The sequence below is a fragment of the Actinokineospora enzanensis DSM 44649 genome, from assembly GCF_000374445.1.
Classification (GTDB): domain Bacteria; phylum Actinomycetota; class Actinomycetes; order Mycobacteriales; family Pseudonocardiaceae; genus Actinokineospora; species Actinokineospora enzanensis.
This window is the reverse complement of record NZ_KB894419.1, coordinates 119534-137509: the sequence shown is the minus strand read 5'-3', so window position 1 is coordinate 137509 and position 17976 is coordinate 119534. Positions and strand designations below refer to the sequence as shown.

The following is a 17976-nucleotide window of genomic DNA, read 5'->3' as shown; positions in this document are numbered from 1 at the left end:
GGTGTTTCCCGAGGTCTTGCCGGTAGCCCGGCGCCGCCCGCTCGCGCGGGGGATTGGCCAGGCGTCCTGGCGAGTCTACCCGCGACAGCCTCCGGATACGCTGCCAACCATGGAGAACGCGGTGTCGGGAGTGTCCGGGGGCAGGCTTTCGGCCGGGGTGGTGGACCTGCTCGGGGTGCTCGCCTACGGCGAGCTGTCGGCGTTCGACCGGCTGGCCGAGGACGCCAGGTCGGCGCCGACGGTGTCCGGCCGGGCCGCGCTGTCGGAGATGGCGGCGGCCGAGATGGCGCACTACGCCAAGATCGACAAGTACCTGGCCGAGCACGGAGTGCGGATCGAGGACGCGATCGCCCCGTTCATCGCCCCGATCGACACCTGGCACGTCTCCACCGCGCCACGCTCCTGGCTGGAGTCGCTGGTCAAGGCCTATGTCGGCGACGGACTGGCCGCCGACTTCTACCGCGAGATCGGGTCCTGGCTGGACGAGGACACCAAGCTGCTGGTGCTGGAGGTGCTCGCGGACACCGGGCACTCGGCCTTCGCCGAGCGCGAGGTCACCGCCGCGATCGACCGCGACCGCACGGTCCGCGACCGGCTGGCCCTGTGGGGGCGGCGGCTGCTCGGCGAGGCCCTCACCCAGGCGCAGTACGTGGTCGCCGAGCGCGACGGACTGTCCGAACTGATCGTGGCGGGCACCGGCGACCTGTCCGGTATCGCCGCCCTCTTCCGCCGCCTCCAGCAACAACACGGCAAGCGCATGAACGCCCTGGGCTTGGGCTAGTGGTGCGACCCAGAACGCTCCCTCCACAAGCCCGCGGTCCGCACCTCACGGCTGGTTCAGCATGGCCCACCACTGCGTCTGTGCACCCTGGCCGCGCCGGACTGAGCCAAGGTGCGCGCCCAAAGCCGGGGACGATGCCGGGCGGGGATGAGGGGGCGGGTGGTGGGATAAGGCAACGCGAGTTCGCGGTGGGTGAACGCGCTGCGCCCCTGCGCGGTTTCGAGTGGTGTGCTCGACTAGCCTTCAGTTTGGAACGTTTCGGATTCGAGCCCGGAGGTCGGCGTGGAGGTCAAGATCGGTGTCGCGGACACCGCGCGGGAGCTCGTGCTCAACAGCTCGCTGACTCCTGACGAGGTCGAGGCCCTGGTCGCCGATGCCCTGAGGAACCAGCAGGGCCAGCTCACCCTGGTCGACGACAAGGGCAAGCGGTTCATCGTGCCCACGGCCCGGGTGGCCTATGTGGAGATCGGCGGCGCGGACGCGCGCAAGGTCGGCTTCGCCCGCTGACCCGAACCATCCCGGAGGGCCGCTGTCCGCTGTGGACGGCGGCCCTCCGGCGTGTTCGGCTCCGTCGTGTTCGGAGGGTCCTGGTACGCCTCGGGGCCCGTGCGCGCACGGGCCCCGAGGATCAGCCGAAGATCAGTACGTGGGCAGGCTGGTGTCCACGTCCCTGGCCCAGCCCAGCACGCCGCCGCCGACGTGCACGGCGTCCTTGAAGCCCGCCTTGTGCAGCGCCGCCAGCGCCTCCGCCGAGCGGGCACCGGACTTGCAGTGCAGCACGATCTGCCGGTCCTGCGGCAGCTCGGCGAGCGCCTCGCCGGACAGGATCCGATCCTTCGGGATCAGCACCGAGCCCTCGATGCGCACGATCTCGTACTCGCCCGGCTCGCGCACGTCGACCAGGGTGAACACGTCGCCCCGGTCGAACTTGTCCTTGAGCTCGCGCGGGGTGATCGTGTTGCCCGCCGCCGCGCTCTGCGCGTCCTCGCTGACCACGCCGCAGAACGCGTCGTAGTCGATCAGGCCCTCGATCGGCTTGGTCTCCGGGTCCTTGCGGATCTTGATGGTGCGGTACGACATCTCCAGCGCGTCGTAGACCATCAGCCGACCGAGCAGCGGCTCACCGATGCCGGTCAGCAGCTTGATCGCCTCGGTCACCATGACCGACCCGATGGACGCGCACAGCACGCCGAGCACGCCGCCCTCGGCGCAGGACGGGACCATCCCGGGCGGCGGCGGCTCGGGGTAGAGGTCGCGGTAGTTGAGGCCCTGGCCGTTGGGCGCGTTCTCCCAGAACACGCTGACCTGGCCCTCGAACCGGAAGATCGACCCCCAGACGTACGGCTTGCCCAGCAGCACCGCGGCGTCGTTGACCAGGTACCTGGTGGCGAAGTTGTCGGTGCCGTCCAGGATCAGGTCGTAGTCGCGGAAGATCTCCAGCGCGTTGGTGGAGTTGAGGTGCTCCTGGTGCAGGATCACCTCGACCAGCGGGTTGATCTCCGCGATCGACTCCTGCGCCGAGACGGCCTTGGCCTTGCCGACGTCGGACTGGCCGTGGATGACCTGCCGCTGCAGGTTGGACTCGTCCACCACGTCGAAGTCGACGATCCCCAGCGTGCCAACGCCCGCGGCGGCCAGGTAGAGCAGCGCCGGGCTGCCCAGCCCGCCCGCGCCGACCACCAGCACCTTGGCGTTCTTCAGGCGCTTCTGCCCGTCCATCCCCACGTCCGGGATGATGAGGTGGCGGCTGTACCGGGCCACCTCGTCCTTGGTCAGCTCCTGCGCCGGCTCGACGAGCGGCGGCAAACTGCCTGGCATCGGCTCCTCCTACAACACGGATGTGTGCCCGATTCTCCTCCGATGCAACACCGGGATCCCACCTGGGTCTTCCCGGTTCCCAGGATCCGGGAGGTGTGCGTCCGGTCTCCTGGCGTCCGCGCCTGGTCAGGCCGGGGGAGTCGCCTGCGGGTTCGGCCAGGCGTTGGGCCTGCACACCATGCCGTCCGCGCGGACCGGGTCGGCGCGGTTGCCCGCGGCCTGGTTGAGCTGGGCCACGTAGTCGTTGGACACGCCGAAGCTCTGCTGCATCATCACCGGCGCCAGCGCGCCCTGCTGCGGGCAGCCGACGTGGCCGTTGCGGAACGCGTGGCCGATCTCGTGGTTGATCGCGTACTGGCGGTAGGTCAGCATGTCGCCGCCGAAGGCGACCGCGCCGCGCACCCAGCGCGCCAGGTTGATCATCACGCGCTTCTCGCTCGACCGGTAGCAGGAGGACTCGTACTTGATCGAGTAGCCGCACTTGGTGTCGAGGTGCGCGGTGTCCGGGCTGGTCAGGCTGACCCGGAAGCTGGGGTTGGGGAAGTCCGGGGCGACCCGCTGCACGGAGATCTCGCCAAGGCCGGTCCAGCCGCGCGGGTCGGCCAGGGTCTGGTCGATGAGTGTGCCGAACGCCTCATCGCCGCCGAAGGAGGACGGGTCGAGACCGTCCTCGACCTCGACGACGTAGGTGTAGAACTTCGGGCCGGTGCCGACCCGGGGGCCGCTGCCCGGCACCGGGTGCCAGGTGCCCTTGCCCGCCTGCGTGAACGGGCCGCCGTTGGGCAGCTCGGCGGTGGGGATGTGCAGGTCGACCGGGGCGGCGGGGCGCTCGGTGGCGTCCGGCCCGCCCTCCTCCTGGTTCTCCGCGACCGGGTTCACGTCACCGTTGGTCGCGGTGTTCGCGGCGGCTTGGACCTGCGGCTCGACCTTCTCCGCCGCGGTCTGGTAGACGACCAGGCCGGTGACCGCGATCAGCACCGGCACCGCGTACAGCCGCCAGCCGTAGGTGGCCAGGATGCCGCGCCTGCGCCGGGGTCTCGGCCGCTCCGGCGACCAGGACGCGGTGAGCGGCTCGCCCTTGGTCCGTCTGCCGGTTCTCCGGTCGGCGGCACGCGCGTCGGCTGCGGAGCGTGACGACCCGGTGGCCGTGTCCGGCTCGCCTTGCGTCATTCGGCTCACGGGCCCCAGGGTGCCACATCACGTAGAGCTGTACCCGATGGTGCTCGCCGGGGTGCCTTCGGCGTGGCGTGCTCGCCCGCGGGCTTACCACCGGTCGTCGTCGACCGCCTCCCACAGCCCGAGCACCGCGCGTGCCACCGTGGTGGGGCGCTCCATCTGGGCGACGTGCCCGGTGCGCGGCAGCACCAGCAGCCGGGCCCGCGGGATCAGCCGGGCGGTGCGCGGGGCCTTGCGCACCGTCATCAGCCGGTCGTCACTGCCCCAGATCACCAGCGTCGGCGCCTGCACCTGCCGCACCGCCCGCCACAGCGACCGCACGCCGGTGGTGAACCAGGCGCGGATCAGCCCGACCGTGCTCAGCGCCAGTGCGGGACCAGCCCAGCGCTGCCCGGCCCGCTCGGCGTACTCGGCGGTGGCCACGGCCAGCTGGTCCGGGGAGACAGAGGCCGGGTCGGCGTAGCAGAGGTTGAGCATCTGCAGCGCCCGCTCGTGCGGGGTCAGCATGGCCAGGCTGCGGCGCACCCTGGGGCCGACGACCGGCAGGAACGCCAGCGGGATGCGCCGGTCGGAGATGCGGCTGACCAGCGGCCGCAGGTCGGGCACGGCAGGCGACACCAGGGTGAGCGTGCGCACCAGGTCCGGGTTGCGGGCGGCGAGCAACACGGCGATGGCGCCGCCCATGGAGTTGCCCAGCAGGTGCACCGGCCCGAGGTCCAGGCCGCGCAGCCAGGTCGCCAGCACGTCGGCATGGGCGTCCAGCGCGTAGGTGTAGCCCTCCGGCGGCTCGGTGCGGCCGAACCCGGGCAGGTCGACCGCGATGCCCGGGGCGCGCCCGGCCAGCCCGGCGGCCAGGTCGGTCCAGTTCGTCGCCGACCCGCCGAGCCCGTGCACGTAGACCGCGGTGACCGGCCCCTCCCCCGGCGTCCGCCGCACGTGCAGCCGCACCCCGGCGGACTCGATGACCTCGCCCGGCCAGGGCTGCCGGGCCGGGTCGACCGCCGGTATCTCGGCGGTGGAGAGAGGCACCCGGGTGAGTGGGGCCCGGGTGCCGGATCTGGAGCCGGTGGCGAGTGTCATCGGTCCAGTGTGCATCCGTTTTCCAGGCCTCGCCGTGGTGTATTCGCCGCCACACTGGATACTTGACCGGGAGCACGTTCGTGAAGTGAAGGTGCCCCGAACGGGGATACCGGCGAGTTATGGTCGAACCACCCGCGCGGGTTGGCGATCCTGGCCCGAACGACGCGAGCAACGAGGGTGGAGAGGCGATGTCCGAGACGATCCAGTCGCACGCGACCGGCCGTGGGGCCAGGTTGCCCCGCACGGCCCGGCGCGCCCAGCTGCTCGCCGCCGCCCAGGACGTGTTCGCGGCCAACGGCTACCACGCCGCGGGCATGGACGAGATCGCCGAGCGGGCAGGCGTCAGCAAGCCGGTCCTCTACCAGCACTTCCCGGGCAAGCTTGAGCTGTACATGGCGCTGCTGGACAAGCACGTGGACGAGCTGGTCCGCCGGGTGACCGAGGCGATGGAGTCGACCACCGACAACAAGCTGCGAGTACGCAACGCGGTCGGCGCCTACTTCGACTTCGTCGACGGCGAGAGCCAGGCGTTCCGCCTGGTCTTCGAGTCGGACCTGCGCGGCGAGCCGCTGGTGCACGAGGCCATCGAGCGGGCCACCAGCGCCAGCGTGGACGCGATCACCGCCACCATCACCGCGGACGCCAGCCTGGATGAGACTCGCGCCCGTCTGCTCGCGGTCGGCCTGGTCGGCGCCAGCCAGGTGGCCGCGCGCGCGTGGCTGGCCGACAACCGGGTGCTGGACAAGGACGAGGCCATCAGCCTGATCTCGAACCTCGCCTGGCGCGGTATCGGCGGCGGCTTCCCGCTGCACCCGCACGACTGAGGGGTGAGGGCTCTCTCTGCCGTTCCCGACCGGGACCGGGCACGGTGGCGAGCATGATCTTCACCTCGGCGACCGCGAACGCCCTCGGCGCCCGCGACACCAACCAGGACGCCTGGCACGCCACCCGCCACCACCTGGCGGTCGCGGACGGCGTCGGCGGCGCCCCGGCGGGCGACGTGGCCTCCGCCCTGTCCGTGCAAGCGGTGTCGACCACCGGCGGCGACTCCCCCGAACTCCTCGTCGCGGCGGCGAACGACCTGGTCAGGCGGCACGCCGAGACCGATCCCGCGACCGCGGGGATGGGCTCGACCCTGGACGTGGCCATCCTGACCAAGGGCCGTGGGCGCTGGGTGGTGCGCGGGGCACATGTCGGCGACAGCGTCACCATCGTGCAGACGGCGGAGTCGATGGAACTGCTGACACGGCCACACACACTGGGCCTGGAACTGGTCGCGGCCGGGCACCTGACCGAGGAGGAAGGCGCCCGACACCCGAACCGATCGGCACTGGTACGGGCGATCGGGCTGGAGCCGGTGGTGCGGCCGGACCTGTGGGAGCGGACGGCGGTTCGTGGGAACCGGTATGTGCTGTGCACTGACGGCCTGACCAACGCGGTCGGCCAGGAGCTGTGGAACCTGCTGGCCGCACTCCGATCAGCGAAACCCGCGATGTGCGCGGACACCCTTGTCCAAGCCGCCTGCGCGGCCGGGGCACGGGACAACGTGACCGTTGTCGTCGGGGATGTGAGCACGGCTTGGCTGAACTGATCGTCGATTTCCACGCATTGCCCGAACCCCGGGTCGTGCCACCCGGGGAACAGCTCTGGCTGGACCGCGACTTCCTGAGTGACGGCCGGGACGAGCGGATTTCCCGGGCCCCCAATGCACCGTTCCTGCGGCATATGGACGGGCGCTGGTGGCTGGTGAACTCCCGGGACAAGCTCGCCGTGTGGGTGGCGGCGGAGAGTTTGCGGTTCACCGTGTCCGAGCGCTGCGCGTTTCCCTTGCCGGATGGGGAAGCCGAGGTTCGGCTCTGGGAAGAGCGAGTCCGGCTCGTTGTACGGGATTCGGCGGTATGGCCGGAGCCTCGGGTGGATGGCCCGGAAACGATGATCGGTCTTAATGGGGCTGCCGTGCGGGTGGCGTTGCTGTTGTCCCGGAAGCCACGACATCGGGCCGTACTGGCCGCGTACTACCGGGAGTACTTCACCCCGGGAATCGAGTCGCCCAAGCCGCTGGACCGGGCCCGGACCCGGTTGTGCATGGGACTGACCTCATTCACGGCGTTGGAGCGGGCACTGAACGAGGTGGTGACCGAGATCTGGGGCGAGCCGCAGGGACACCGGCACGAGCTGGCGGACTACCTGATCCGGGAGAGGTTGTTGGTGGCGGCGGACCAGGGTTTGGTCCCGCATCGCTTCTGCGGGCACCACTAGGCCCACCAGAAGAACCAGATCGCCACTCCCGTCGCAATGCACACGAACAACACGGCCAACGCCGCCTCCGGCCCCCGCCGACGGTCCGCGAAGCGCTGGGCAAGCACGGCTACCGTGGCCAGGACGACATGCCCGAGCAGCACCCCGACCCCAGGCCCGGGAATCCCCCGAAACCAAGCCACGACCTGAAACCCCAGCACGCCCAACGCAAGCACGCAGAGCCCGACCGCGAGCGCCCCCGACAGCTCACGCCAGAAGCCGGAGCGCGTACTCGCGGGGACAGCATCAGCTTCCGCATCACGAACCTGAGGAAGCTCCTCAGTGACTTCGTCGTCGCGAGGCAGGCGTTCAGTAGGGCCGGTCACGGGGACAGCATCGCCCATGGGTCCAGCGCCGGTCCAGTGGCCTGCCCGGTCGGACAACTACGCCGGAAATCGCACCACCCGCACTGCCGCCCCGGACTGGCCGGGAAGAGGACCTCCGGATCACCTCCGGCGGCGAGCGTGTCGATCGCCAGCTGGAACTCGTCCGCGCTCTCCTCCGCCCGGGACAGGTGCCGGGCCAACGACTCCTCGGTGTGCTCCCAGGCCGCGACCGTGCCGGTGGGCAGGTGATGTAACTCGACCTTGGTGCACGGCTTCCGCAGCGTCCGACGAGCGGCCAGCACGTACAACGCCAGCGCCTGCGAGCCGCGAGCGTCATCGGTGGTCAGCGCGTGCCGCCCGGTCTTGTAGTCGACGATCACCAGCTCGTCCCCGCGCTGGTCGATCCGGTCGACCCGCCCCTCGGCGATGATCGTGCCGACCGGCGCCGAGACCCACCGCTCCAGCCCCACCGGTTCCTCGGTCACATCCGTGCCACGGACGTAGTCGTGCACCCAGCCCGCGGCACGTTCACGAAAGACCATGGCCTGCTCGCGATCCGCGAAACCATCGTCCTTCCAGTGCGTGCCCACGAGAGCCGCCGCACGATCCGGCGTCCGCTGGTCCGCGGGCAGGTCGAACAGGCCCTTCAACGCGTTGTGCACCACCGCGCCCATGGTGCTGTGCGCCCATGGGCCGCCACGCGGTGGCGTGGGTCGGTCGAGGTAGGTCATCCGGAAGCGCAACCGGCAGTCCGCCCACACGCCGAGCCGGGACGGGGTCACCTTGATGAGCTTCTTGGGCATGCTGTCGAAACCGAGCTGGTCCTGCACGCCGCACACGGTACGCACCCGCACCGACACCGACCGCGCCCGGGAGGTGACCAGCGATAATCCACGCATGGAGATCTGGCACAACCCGCGCTGCACCAAGTCCCGCGCCGCCAAGTCCGCGCTCGACGACAGCGCGCCCGCGCACACCGTCCGCCGCTACCTGGACGAGCCGCCGACCGTCGCCGAGCTGGCGGCGGTGTTGGCCAAGCTGGGCAAGGAGCCCTGGGAGATCACCCGGATGAAGGAGCCGATGGCCAAGGAGCTGGGCTTGGCCGACAAGCCGCGCGACCGGGACGCGTGGATCGCCGTGCTGGCGGCCAACCCGGTGCTGATCGAGCGGCCCATCGTGATCACCGACGACGGCCGGGCCTACATCGCGCGCAGCCCGGAGGCGATCGAGGAGGCGCTCAGCTAGCGCCCGCGATGAAGCCGCGCACGGCGTTCGCCACCAGCTGCACCGCGATGGCCGCCAGCAGCAGACCCGCGATCTTCGCGAGCAGCACGATCCCGCTGTCCTTGATCAACCGGATCACCGCGCCGGAGAACCGCAGACACAGGTAGAGGATCAGGTGCACGGCCAGGATCGCCAGCCCGAGCGCGACGTAGGAGGCCACGTGCCCGCCCGCCTCGCGGACGAAGACGATGGTGGCGGCGATCGCGCCCGGCCCGGCGAGCAGCGGCGTGCCCAGCGGGACCAGGGCCACGTTCACGTCCTCCACGGCCTCCGGCTCGGAGCCGCCCTTGCCGGTCAGCAGGTCCAGCGCGATCAGTAACAACAGCAGCCCGCCCGCGCCCTGCAGGGCCGGGATGCCGATGCCCAGGTAGCGCAGGATGGCCTCGCCGCTGATCGCGAACAGGCTGATCACGCCGAGCGACACCAGCACCGCCTGGCGGGCCGCCCGGTTGCGGGTGGCCCTGGTCTTGCGGCCGGTCAGGCTGAGGAACACCGGCACCGTGCCGGGCGGGTCCATGATCACCACCAGGGTGATGGTGGCCTCGGCGAACAGCGCCGCGTCGAAGACCGCCATCAGCTGCCCACGAGCAGTCCGGCGCCGCTCGCCCGGGAGACCAGCTCGGCCAGCATGGCCGGGTCGGTGGTCTCGGCGCCGAGCCGGACCGTCTTGTTGGTGCCGTGGTAGTCACTCGAACCGGTGACGATCAGGTCGTGCCGGTCGGCCAGCGCGCGCAGCCGGGCGCGCGCCTCGGGGTCGTGGTCGGGGTGGTCGACCTCGACCCCGTCCAGGCCCGCGGCCGCCATGTCGCCGATCACCTCGGCGGAGACCGTCGGGCCGCGCCGGTGCGCGAAGCCGTGCGCGAGCACGGTCACCCCGCCCGCCGCCTTGGTCATGTCGATGGCGTCCACGGCGAGCGTCTTGTGGCTGGGCACGTGGTAGTGGTTGCGGCCGTGCAGCAGCTCGGCGAACGCCTGGTCGACCGACTCCACCACACCCGCCCGGACCAGCGCCTGGGCCAGATGGGGCCGCCCGGCGGGCACGTCGGCGGGCAGGTCGCCGAGCAGCGTGTCGGCGTCGACCGGGTAGCCGTCAGCGGCCATCCGGGTGGCCATGGTGTGCAGCCGGGTGCGGCGTTCGGCCCGGGTGCGGGCGTGTTCGGCGACCACGGCCTCGGCCTGTGGGTCGAACAGGTAGGCCAGCAGGTGGATCGTGCACCACCCGCCCCGGCCGTCCGGGGACACGCAGGTCAGCTCGGCGCCGCGGACCAGCCGCAGGCCGGGTGGCAGCGCCGCGGCGGCCTCGGCCCAGCCCGCGGTGGTGTCGTGGTCGGTGATGGCCAGCGCGTCCAGGCCCGCCCGGTGCGCCGCGGCGACCAGCTCGGCGGGCGTGTCGGTGCCGTCGGAGGCCGTGGAGTGGCAGTGGAGATCGATCCGCACGGTGTCAGTTTTCCGCATACCCCGTGGACCGCACGACGATCAGCCCCCGCGTGATGACAACCATCACGTGGGGGCGACCGAAACCGTGGTCCGCGAGCTAGGCGGGAGTGCCGCGGCGGGTGCGCCGGGTACCCCGGGCCAGCCGCTGCGCCTTGATCATCGAGAACCGCTCGGCCTGGGCCTTCTTGTCGCCGAAGACCAGCTCCGAGATGGCGTCGTAGACCTGCTCCGGCTTGGGCAGGTACTCGATGTTGTTCAACGCCTGGATCTGGCCTGCGGACTCCACGACCATCGTGCCGTAGCCGATCATGCGGCCGGTGGCCGTGCGCTTGTAGGTGAGGTCGGTGACCTTGCTGATGGGCATCATCAGTACCCGGGTGGTGAACACCCCGGTGGTCATCATGAACCGCTTGTCGGTGACCACGATGCGCTCGACCCACCACTCGATCACCTGGTAGGTGAACCGCAGCACCACCGCGAGCGCGACGTACCAGAGGATGTTCTGGATCAGCCACGCCTGCGGCGGCAGCAGGTAGGAGATCATCACGCACACCGTGAGCAGCGCGACCGCCTCGAACACCTGCCAGGCCAGGCTGGCCCAATGCCTGCGGACCCGGATGACCCGGCGTTCGGAGTCGAGCAGGTACTCGTCGGGGTCCCTGGGCGCGAACATGTTCCGACGCTACTTCGTGTCAGCTCTGGAAGACAGTCCGCACGAAGGTGATGACCGCTTCGGCTCCCTCACGCAGTGTGGTCAGGATCGAGTTCACGATCCCGGCGGACTGGACCGGCTGCGTCACCAGGAAGAAGACGAGCAAAGCGGCCCCAGTGATGATCAAGATCTTCTTGATGTCCACTGTGATCTACCCCGTTCCGTACGCACCCGTCATGGCGCCTGCTGAAAACCGTTGTACCGCACCGGGCGGCGCTTAGGGAGGGTAGTCGCGCGCTTGGGGCAACGCGGACGGTGATCACCGCCAGATGACTACGCTCCGCTGTCATGAACGGCGATCGGGTTCAACGGATCAGGTGTGTCGGCGGCGTGCTCATGGACGCGAGCCGCCGGCTGCTGCTGATCCGGCGCGGCCGGGAGCCCGGTCGCGGACTGTGGTCCATCCCCGGTGGGAAGGTCGAGCCCGGGGAATCGGACACCGTCGCATTGCGACGCGAGATGCGCGAGGAGACCGGTCTGGAGGTCGTCGTCGGGCGGCACGTGGGTAGCGTCGAGCGCCCCGCGCCGGGCGGGGTGTTCGACATCCACGACTACCGGTGTTCGGTTACCGGCGGTGATCTTTCGCCGGGTGACGACGCCGATGCCGCCAGATGGGTGGATCTTGCGATCTTCACCACATTGCGCGACACCGATACCCTGGTCGAGGGGCTTTTCGAGCAGCTCGCCGACTGGGGTGAGCTGCCCCGATGACGGGAATCAGACGAGCCAGACCATGCGCTCACCATGCAGGGCGGTACGCGCGAGCGCGGCGCTCGTCGGCACCCCCCTGTCCCACCTGGTGAGCCCCAGAGTCGCGAACGCGGGTTGACCGTCGGCCGGGACGAGGTCCGCGCGGTCGGGCAGCACGTGCGCCAGTGAACCGGCGTACGGCTCGTCGCTGACCCACCACAAGGGCCGGGTGCCTGCCAGCTCGGCGAGCCCCGCGACCAGCGCGGCCTGCTCCGACTCGGTGAGGTAGACCAGCACGTGGCTGGTGATGACCACCAGCGGAACGGTCACCGGGATGCGCGCGGCCGCGGCGGCCAGGTCGGCCACCGCGTCGCCGCGGACCAGCTCCGGCGGATCCTTGCGCTGCAACGCGGCGGCGGTGCTGAACAGCCGCTGCCGCTCGGGCTGGTCGGCCCAGATGCACGCCTCCAGCCAGGCGGCGGCGTCCTCGTCGACCAGGTCGACCGGGGCCCGGTCCAGGCCGACGCGGGCGGTGACGGCGAGCTTCTTCGGGATCGTGGGCAGCGTGGCGCCTGCGGCCAGCTCCAGCGCGCAGTGCAGGCCCAACGGGGTCTTTGCCGGTCCGACCACGATCTGGCCGGACTGCTCGGTCTGGTAGCGGTAGGCGTACCGGTCGAGGTTGAGCAGCAGCCCGGCGCTACAGCCGACCTCCAGCAGACCGACCGGGGCGCCCGCCTGCTTGGCCGCCAGCGCGACCGCCGGGTACAGCAGGGCGGCCCGGCGCACCTCGTTGGTCTGCGTGGTGTGCGTGGCGACCAGGGTCCGGATCCTCTCCGCCCGCTCCAGCACGAACGACCGGAACAGCGGCCAGGTGCCCGCGTCCAGCCCGTAGCTGCCGCCCAGCGACGGGTAGTAGTTGACCAGCTCGTGGAACGGCTCGGCCTGCAGCACCCGGTGCGCGGCGGCCAGCAGCAGCGTCGGGTACGCGAAGGCGTCCGGGGCGCCGGTGAGCAGACCGGCGACCTCGTCGTCCTCGGCGGCCTGAGTGGCCAGGTGCTCGTAGAGCGGGGACGCGCCCGCCGCCTCGTGCTCGGCGAACCGCCGCAACCGTTGTCTGATCTGCTCCAGCGACGCGGTCACGGGCGCTCCTCCGCTTTGTCCTGCCGGTTCAGCCCGTGGGCTCGGGCCGTCCCGGCTGTTCGCCCCCGCGCCCCTCACCGTAGGAGCGCTTGGGCACCATCACCTTGCGACGGAAGACGCATACCACCGTCCCGTCCTGGTTGTAGCCGCGGGTCTCGACGTAGACGACACCGCGGTCGTCCTTGGACTTGGACGGCGTCTTGTCGAGCACCTCGGTCTCACCGTAGATGGTGTCACCGTGGAAGGTCGGCTTCACATGTCGCAGGGATTCGACCTCAAGGTTGGCGATCGCCTTGCCCGAGACGTCCGGCACCGACATGCCCAGCAGCAGCGAGTACACGTAGTTGCCGACCACCACGTTCTTCCCGAAGTCGGTCGAGTGCTCGGCGTAGTGCGCGTCCAGGTGCAACGGATGGTGGTTCATGGTGAGCAGGCAGAACAGGTGATCGTCGTACTCGGTCACGGTCTTGCCGGGCCAGTGCTTGTACACGGCGCCGACCTCGAACTCCTCGTAGTACCGCCCGAATTGCACCGCACCCTCCTAAGTGACCGGCGAGTAGGCCCCTGTCTACGACCGCCGCCCGCGGGGTGCAACCGCTTGTGAGGCAGTACACCGACCTGGCGATGACGGGACCGTGAAATCCGCTCGACTCTCCCGGGCCATGGTCGAGTGCGACGGATCCTGGAGTACGCTGACCCTCCGGTAGGGCCGTGCGAGTCACCGGACCACCATCGGACCAAGGAGGTGAGGACGCATGAGCGACCCGCATGGTCATGAATCCGCGACCGGTTGCAGTAGTACCCGCGTCCCCACCGGAGGCGTCCGCCACCACGGCTGACCCCGCAGTTCCGGCCGGGACGCTCCGTCCCCGCGAGAGTGCCCAGCGCGCCCCGCGGTCCGCCGCGCCCAGCGGCGGAAGACTCGGAGTCTTCGTCGGAGGTCCGGATGCCCGCGATTCCCTCGTTCGGCGGCCTGCGCGGCCGCGCCAACCGCGTGGGCCCGCCCGCGCCGCCCATCCCAGTGCCGCTGTCCGCGTACGTGGTCGACTGTGGTGTCTACGTGGACGGCATCCGGCTGCCCGGCCGGTGGACGCACGTGGACGCGGTCGCCGAGGTGCGCCGCCGCGGCGAGGGGTTCGTCTGGATCGGCCTGCACGAGCCGGACGAGGAGCAGATCCAGGGCGTGGCCGAGACGTTCGGCCTGCACGAGCTGGCCGTGGAGGACGCGGTCACCGCGCACCAGCGGCCGAAGCTGGAACGCTACGAGGACAACCTGTTCATGGTCCTCAAGACCGTCCGCTACGTCGAGCACGAGTCGCCGACCACGGCCAACGAGATCGTCGAGACCGGCGAGATCATGGCCTTTCTCGGCGCGGACTACGTGGTGACCGTCCGGCACGGCAAGCATTCCGCGCTGCACCAGCTGCGCGGTGAGCTGGAGTCGACCCCGGACCGGCTGCGGCCCGGACCGGCCGCGGTGCTGCACGCGATCGCCGACCACGTGGTGGACACGTACATGGCGGTCACCGACGCGTTCGAGAACGACATCGACCTGATCGAGAAGGCGGTCTTCGCGCCGCGCAGCCCGGTCAGCGCCGAGCAGATGTACCTGATGAAGCGGGAGATCCTGGAGCTGCGCCGGGCGGTGATGCCGCTGGCCAACCCGCTGCGGCGGCTGGCCGAGGGCTGCTCGCCGCTGGTGCCCGAGCAGGTCCGCTCCTACTTCCGCGACGTGGACGACCACCTGACCACGGTGTCCGAACGCGTCACCAGCTTCGACGAGCTGCTCACCACGCTCGTGGACGCGACCCTGGCGAAGATCACGCTGCAGCAGAACACCGACATGCGCAAGATCACCTCCTGGGCGGCGATCATCGCCGTGCCCACCATGGTGGTCGGCGTGTACGGCATGAACTTCGAGCACATGCCGGAACTGAAGTGGCGGTTCGGCTATCCCGTGGTGATGGTCGTCATCTTCTTCGCCTGCATCGTGCTGTACCGGATATTCCGCAAGAACCGATGGCTGTAGCCGACCGACGATTCACCGTTCGGCCACAGCCAGTTTCCCCGTTCGCCCTTCGATGGGAGGTTTCGCCATGGTCCGGTTGCTTACCAATGTGAAGTTCTGGCTGCTCGCGGTGGTGGTCACGTGGATCTCGGTGGTGACCGTGATCCTCGCGGAGTCCCCCAACACCTGAGGAAATCGGACACCCGGGTAATGCCCCCGGCGCGGTGCGCGATCATCGAGCCGGAGGGGTCGGGTGCTTCGACGCGCGGGGGTTCGCGGGTCCGCCCGATCGCGGGGGGAATGCGTGAGTTCGGACCTGCGGGCGACCGCGCCCGAGAACCTGTTGACGCCCAACGGAAATCACCCGGCGGACGTCGAGAATGCCACTACCGAGCCGGAAACCGATCCGGTCGCGGCGGGACCCGATTGGTCGCAACGGGTCGAGCGGCTGCACCCGTCGTCCGCCTGGCGGATGATCGTCGCGGAACGGTTGCAGCGGTTGCAGTCGGACATCGACCGGCGGACGCCCCGGTCCCGGGCGCGGTGCACACCGCGATGGAGATCGCCGCACGGGCCGCGACCGCGCGCAGCAGGCTGCGCCGCTGGTACTCGGGATCCAGCATCGAGCGCGCCTGGCGGGCAATCCACCTGGCCGAGGAGCTGCTGGTCTCCTCGGCCCCGGACCTGCCGGGCAGGCTGCCGTACGTGCGCGGGGTGGTGGGCCGCAAGCTGGACGAGAAGAACCCGCATTGGCAGGCGCTGGATCCGACCACCTTCGACGGGCTGGACGACGCCACCCAGCGGGTAATGGTGCTCAGCGCGCTGCGGGCCGCGCACAGCGTGACGGACGACGCGGCCGCGGCCGTGCGCAGCCTGCGGAACCGGATCATCCTGTTCGGCCTGCTGCTGCTCGCAGTGAACCTGACCATCGGCTGGCTGACCGCGCTGCACGAGCGCATGCTGCCGCTGTGCCTCGGCCAGGGCACGGCGCTGGTCTGCCCGACCGGCGGGTCCGCGCCGTCCAGCGGTGACGTGTGGTGGTTGCAGCTGATGGGCGTGCTTGGCGCGTCGATCGCGGTGGTGGTGTTGTTGTTGCGCAGCAAGCCGAGCGTGGTGCCGTACTCGCTGACCCCGTACCAAGCGCTGGTGAAGATCATGCTCGGCGCGATCCTGGCCGTGGTGGGGGTGCTGGTGCTGCGCACCGGCCTGCTGCACGACCCGATCGGCAACCACGCGGCGCTGCTGTTGTTCGCGTTGGTACTGGGATATTCCCAGGAGGTCGGCACCCGCCTGCTGGACAACTTCGCCGACCAGGTGGTGCAGAAGGCGCAACCATCGGCGGTAACCCCGTGACGTATTTGTCGGCGGTGGACACCGGTGGTAGGTGAACATTCGGTGACGCTAGGCCGTACGAGTGAATCCGCGTGGTTCGACGGCCGGTCATGGGTGGCTGGTACGAAGGCGGGGAAAAGACGTCTTGCGCGATTCCACCGGTATCGATAGAGGTGTGTGGAACGAGGAGTGACCGGGAGGGAACTACCGGTGCCGGGTGTGCGTCCGACCGGATAGCGTGACCGGCGGGAGCGAACGTCCGCGGGTGTCGTAGGGGACGGTGGTCCGGGCAACCACCGAGGGGAGAACAGCGATGGCAGGTGGGCAGCAGCAAGGCCGGGACGAGTACGTCACCGCGGGCTACAACTGGGAGTCCTGCTCGCTGGAACAGCTGGTCAAGATGGTCACCGACCAGGCGAGCGCCCCACAGCTGGAGCGCCTGGCCGACGACTGGCGGGCGGCGGGCACCGAGGTGGTGGACGCCGCCGACGTGCTGTCGACCGCCCTGGACGAGCTGATGAACTACTGGTCGGGCAGCGCCGCCGAGCAGGCCAGGCACGATGTGGCGCTGAACGCGCAGTGGGTGTCCGACCTCGGCGAGACGGCCAAGCAGATCGGCGACCCGATCCAGGAGGCGGCAGGCGCGCTGAAGGCCGCCCAGGACGCCATGCCGGACCTGCCGACCAAGCCCCCGGTACCGCCCGCGCAGGCCGCCGACAGCGCCGCCCGCGCCCTGCAGTCCGGCGGCCCGCTGGTCTCGGCCATCTCCGGCACGGCCGCGGGCACGCAGAGCGCGTTCACCGCCGAACAGGAACAGGCCAAGCTCAAGGCGATGGCCGTGGAGGCGATGAAGCGCTTCGAGGGCGCCGCCATCGGCATCGACCGCGCCACCCCGGCATTCGAGGCCCGCGACACGGTGCTGCACGAGCACCCACAGGACCCCGGCCCCGCGCTGCCCCCGCCCCCGCAGACCCCGGTCTCGTACATCACCGACATCGAGATGCGCTGGGCCATGCTCACCGCCAACGGCAGCGACCCGGGCACCGCCGTCCAGAGCTTCGACAACGCCCCCGGCCACCCGGGCACGGGCACATCCGCAGGCTACGGCGGCTCCGCGGCCATCGGCGGCGCCCCGGCCTCAGGCGACGCCCGTCCCCTCGGCGTGGGCGGCGCGGTCGGCGCCACCGAAGCCCTGGCCAGCGGCCCCACCCGCACCTTCAGCCCCGGCAACGTCCCCGCAGCCGCGAGCACGGGCGGCGCGGGCTCCGGCACGGGCATGGGCGGCGGCATGCCGATGGGCGCGGGCGGCATGGGCGGCCACGGCGACAGCGCGGGCGAACACCGCAGGCGCTACCCGTACGACGCGGAAGACCCGTTCGCCCTGGACCAGAAGGCATCGCCCCCGGTAATCGGACTCTGAGGAGGCGACCGACATGCGCGACTTCGACCAGCCCAACCCGCCCACCCAGGCGACCGAGGTCTTCCCGATGCCGACCCCGCACGCGGTGGACCTGACCTCGGGCTCCATCTCGGGTTCGATCTCCGACCCGGTCCTCCCGGACCAGGCCACCACGGTCTCCACAGCCCTGCCGATCCCACCCCTGGGCGGCACGGCGCCAAGCCTCGGCCGATCGGCCACAGGCGACACGACACCGAGTTCCGACACGGACTCTGACCTGGGCAGCACACGCCAGCGCCCTGGCCCGGTCCCCTCGGACCAAGCCGCCACGGTTTCCACAGCCCTGCCGATCCCACCTCTGGGCGGCATGGCGCCAAGCCTCGGCCGGTCTGCCCTGGGCACCACGGCACCGAGTTTCGGCGCGGGCCCTGACCTGGGCAGCGTGCTCCGGAGCTCCGGCCCGGCCCACGGTCTGGGCAGCACACTGCCGGGCCC

Annotated in this window: 21 protein-coding genes; 10 read left to right on the top strand and 11 right to left on the bottom strand. The window is 70.6% G+C overall.

Features of this window, described 5'->3' with window-relative positions; all coding sequences use genetic code 11:
- The first annotated feature begins 109 nt into the window (after positions 1 to 109).
- A complete protein-coding gene (locus C503_RS0120465) occupies positions 110 to 781 on the top strand; it encodes a ferritin-like fold-containing protein (RefSeq protein ID WP_018684088.1) in 672 nt (223 codons plus the stop codon).
- A 282-nt stretch (positions 782 to 1063) separates the two neighbouring features.
- The gene (locus tag C503_RS0120460) at positions 1064 to 1288 is read left to right on the top strand and encodes a DUF3107 domain-containing protein (protein ID WP_018684087.1); all 225 of its coding nucleotides are present in this window, start codon (positions 1064 to 1066) and stop codon (positions 1286 to 1288) included.
- A 132-nt stretch (positions 1289 to 1420) separates the two neighbouring features.
- On the opposite strand, the gene moeZ is transcribed toward C503_RS0120460, so the two are convergent.
- The 3 genes from moeZ to C503_RS0120445 all read right to left on the bottom strand — a co-directional run bounded on the left by moeZ (position 1421) and on the right by C503_RS0120445 (position 4855).
- Positions 1421 to 2599 carry an adenylyltransferase/sulfurtransferase MoeZ gene (moeZ, locus tag C503_RS0120455; protein ID WP_018684086.1) on the bottom strand — a complete coding sequence of 393 codons (1179 nt, stop codon included), beginning with the start codon at positions 2597 to 2599 and terminating at the stop codon, positions 1421 to 1423.
- A 126-nt stretch (positions 2600 to 2725) separates the two neighbouring features.
- Positions 2726 to 3769, bottom strand: a complete 1044-nt coding sequence (locus tag C503_RS0120450; protein WP_018684085.1) for a DUF3152 domain-containing protein — start codon at positions 3767 to 3769, stop codon at positions 2726 to 2728.
- A 93-nt stretch (positions 3770 to 3862) separates the two neighbouring features.
- A complete protein-coding gene (locus C503_RS0120445; RefSeq protein ID WP_018684084.1) occupies positions 3863 to 4855 on the bottom strand; it encodes an alpha/beta fold hydrolase in 993 nt (330 codons plus the stop codon).
- 188 nt (positions 4856 to 5043) lie between these two features.
- On the opposite strand from C503_RS0120445, the gene C503_RS0120440 reads away from it, so the two are divergent.
- From C503_RS0120440 to C503_RS0120430, 3 genes are read left to right on the top strand one after another with little or no spacing between them, the layout of a single operon-like run.
- Positions 5044 to 5679: a TetR/AcrR family transcriptional regulator gene (locus tag C503_RS0120440; RefSeq protein ID WP_018684083.1), complete on the top strand. Its 636-nt coding sequence runs from the start codon at positions 5044 to 5046 to the stop codon at positions 5677 to 5679.
- Between the two features lie 53 nt (positions 5680 to 5732).
- Positions 5733 to 6446 carry a PP2C family protein-serine/threonine phosphatase gene (locus C503_RS40105; RefSeq protein ID WP_018684082.1) on the top strand — a complete coding sequence of 238 codons (714 nt, stop codon included), beginning with the start codon at positions 5733 to 5735 and terminating at the stop codon, positions 6444 to 6446.
- A complete protein-coding gene (locus C503_RS0120430) occupies positions 6434 to 7114 on the top strand; it encodes a hypothetical protein (protein ID WP_026316519.1) in 681 nt (226 codons plus the stop codon). Before C503_RS40105 ends, C503_RS0120430 begins: the two co-directional genes overlap by 13 nt.
- On the opposite strand, the gene C503_RS40100 is transcribed toward C503_RS0120430, so the two are convergent.
- The gene (locus tag C503_RS40100) at positions 7111 to 7479 is read right to left on the bottom strand and encodes a hypothetical protein (protein ID WP_245572536.1); all 369 of its coding nucleotides are present in this window, start codon (positions 7477 to 7479) and stop codon (positions 7111 to 7113) included. The two genes, C503_RS0120430 and C503_RS40100, sit on opposite strands and share 4 nt — an antisense overlap.
- Positions 7476 to 8282, bottom strand: coding sequence for a RecB family exonuclease (locus C503_RS0120420; protein ID WP_425393531.1), 807 nt, complete (start codon positions 8280 to 8282; stop codon positions 7476 to 7478). The genes C503_RS40100 and C503_RS0120420 overlap by 4 nt, the downstream gene beginning before the upstream one ends.
- A 94-nt stretch (positions 8283 to 8376) precedes the next feature.
- Between C503_RS0120420 and C503_RS0120415 the strand changes: the two genes are divergently transcribed.
- Complete coding sequence (locus C503_RS0120415) at positions 8377 to 8724, top strand: arsenate reductase family protein (protein ID WP_018684078.1); 348 nt, start codon at positions 8377 to 8379, stop codon at positions 8722 to 8724.
- Here the strand turns inward: C503_RS0120415 and C503_RS0120410 are convergent.
- From C503_RS0120410 to C503_RS46850, 4 genes are all read right to left on the bottom strand, one after another.
- Positions 8717 to 9337, bottom strand: a complete 621-nt coding sequence (locus tag C503_RS0120410; protein ID WP_018684077.1) for a MarC family protein — start codon at positions 9335 to 9337, stop codon at positions 8717 to 8719. The two genes, C503_RS0120415 and C503_RS0120410, sit on opposite strands and share 8 nt — an antisense overlap.
- The gene (locus C503_RS0120405; protein WP_018684076.1) at positions 9337 to 10200 is read right to left on the bottom strand and encodes a PHP domain-containing protein; all 864 of its coding nucleotides are present in this window, start codon (positions 10198 to 10200) and stop codon (positions 9337 to 9339) included. The genes C503_RS0120410 and C503_RS0120405 overlap by 1 nt, the downstream gene beginning before the upstream one ends.
- Before the next feature lie 97 nt (positions 10201 to 10297).
- On the bottom strand, positions 10298 to 10873 hold the full coding sequence (locus C503_RS0120400; protein ID WP_018684075.1) for a PH domain-containing protein: 576 nt from the start codon (positions 10871 to 10873) through the stop codon (positions 10298 to 10300).
- A 19-nt stretch (positions 10874 to 10892) separates the two neighbouring features.
- Positions 10893 to 11057, bottom strand: a complete 165-nt coding sequence (locus C503_RS46850) for a hypothetical protein (protein WP_018684074.1) — start codon at positions 11055 to 11057, stop codon at positions 10893 to 10895.
- A gap of 143 nt (positions 11058 to 11200) precedes the next feature.
- Between C503_RS46850 and C503_RS0120390 the strand changes: the two genes are divergently transcribed.
- On the top strand, positions 11201 to 11623 hold the full coding sequence (locus C503_RS0120390) for an NUDIX domain-containing protein (RefSeq protein WP_018684073.1): 423 nt from the start codon (positions 11201 to 11203) through the stop codon (positions 11621 to 11623).
- A 6-nt stretch (positions 11624 to 11629) separates the two neighbouring features.
- Here C503_RS0120390 and C503_RS0120385 read toward each other — a convergent pair whose 3' ends face one another.
- Positions 11630 to 12742 carry a DUF2332 domain-containing protein gene (locus C503_RS0120385; protein ID WP_018684072.1) on the bottom strand — a complete coding sequence of 371 codons (1113 nt, stop codon included), beginning with the start codon at positions 12740 to 12742 and terminating at the stop codon, positions 11630 to 11632.
- A gap of 28 nt (positions 12743 to 12770) precedes the next feature.
- Entirely contained in the window at positions 12771 to 13274 is a 504-nt protein-coding gene (locus tag C503_RS0120380; protein ID WP_018684071.1) for a MaoC family dehydratase, read from the bottom strand.
- A 414-nt stretch (positions 13275 to 13688) separates the two neighbouring features.
- Between C503_RS0120380 and corA the strand changes: the two genes are divergently transcribed.
- The 3 genes from corA to C503_RS0120360 all read left to right on the top strand — a co-directional run bounded on the left by corA (position 13689) and on the right by C503_RS0120360 (position 17502).
- Positions 13689 to 14771: a magnesium/cobalt transporter CorA gene (gene corA, locus C503_RS0120375; protein ID WP_018684070.1), complete on the top strand. Its 1083-nt coding sequence runs from the start codon at positions 13689 to 13691 to the stop codon at positions 14769 to 14771.
- Positions 14772 to 15305: 534 nt separating this feature from the next.
- Positions 15306 to 16103: a hypothetical protein gene (locus C503_RS40095; protein WP_156893353.1), complete on the top strand. Its 798-nt coding sequence runs from the start codon at positions 15306 to 15308 to the stop codon at positions 16101 to 16103.
- Between the two features lie 292 nt (positions 16104 to 16395).
- Positions 16396 to 17502, top strand: coding sequence for a WXG100 family type VII secretion target (locus C503_RS0120360; RefSeq protein WP_018684067.1), 1107 nt, complete (start codon positions 16396 to 16398; stop codon positions 17500 to 17502).
- Positions 17503 to 17976 lie beyond the last annotated feature (474 nt).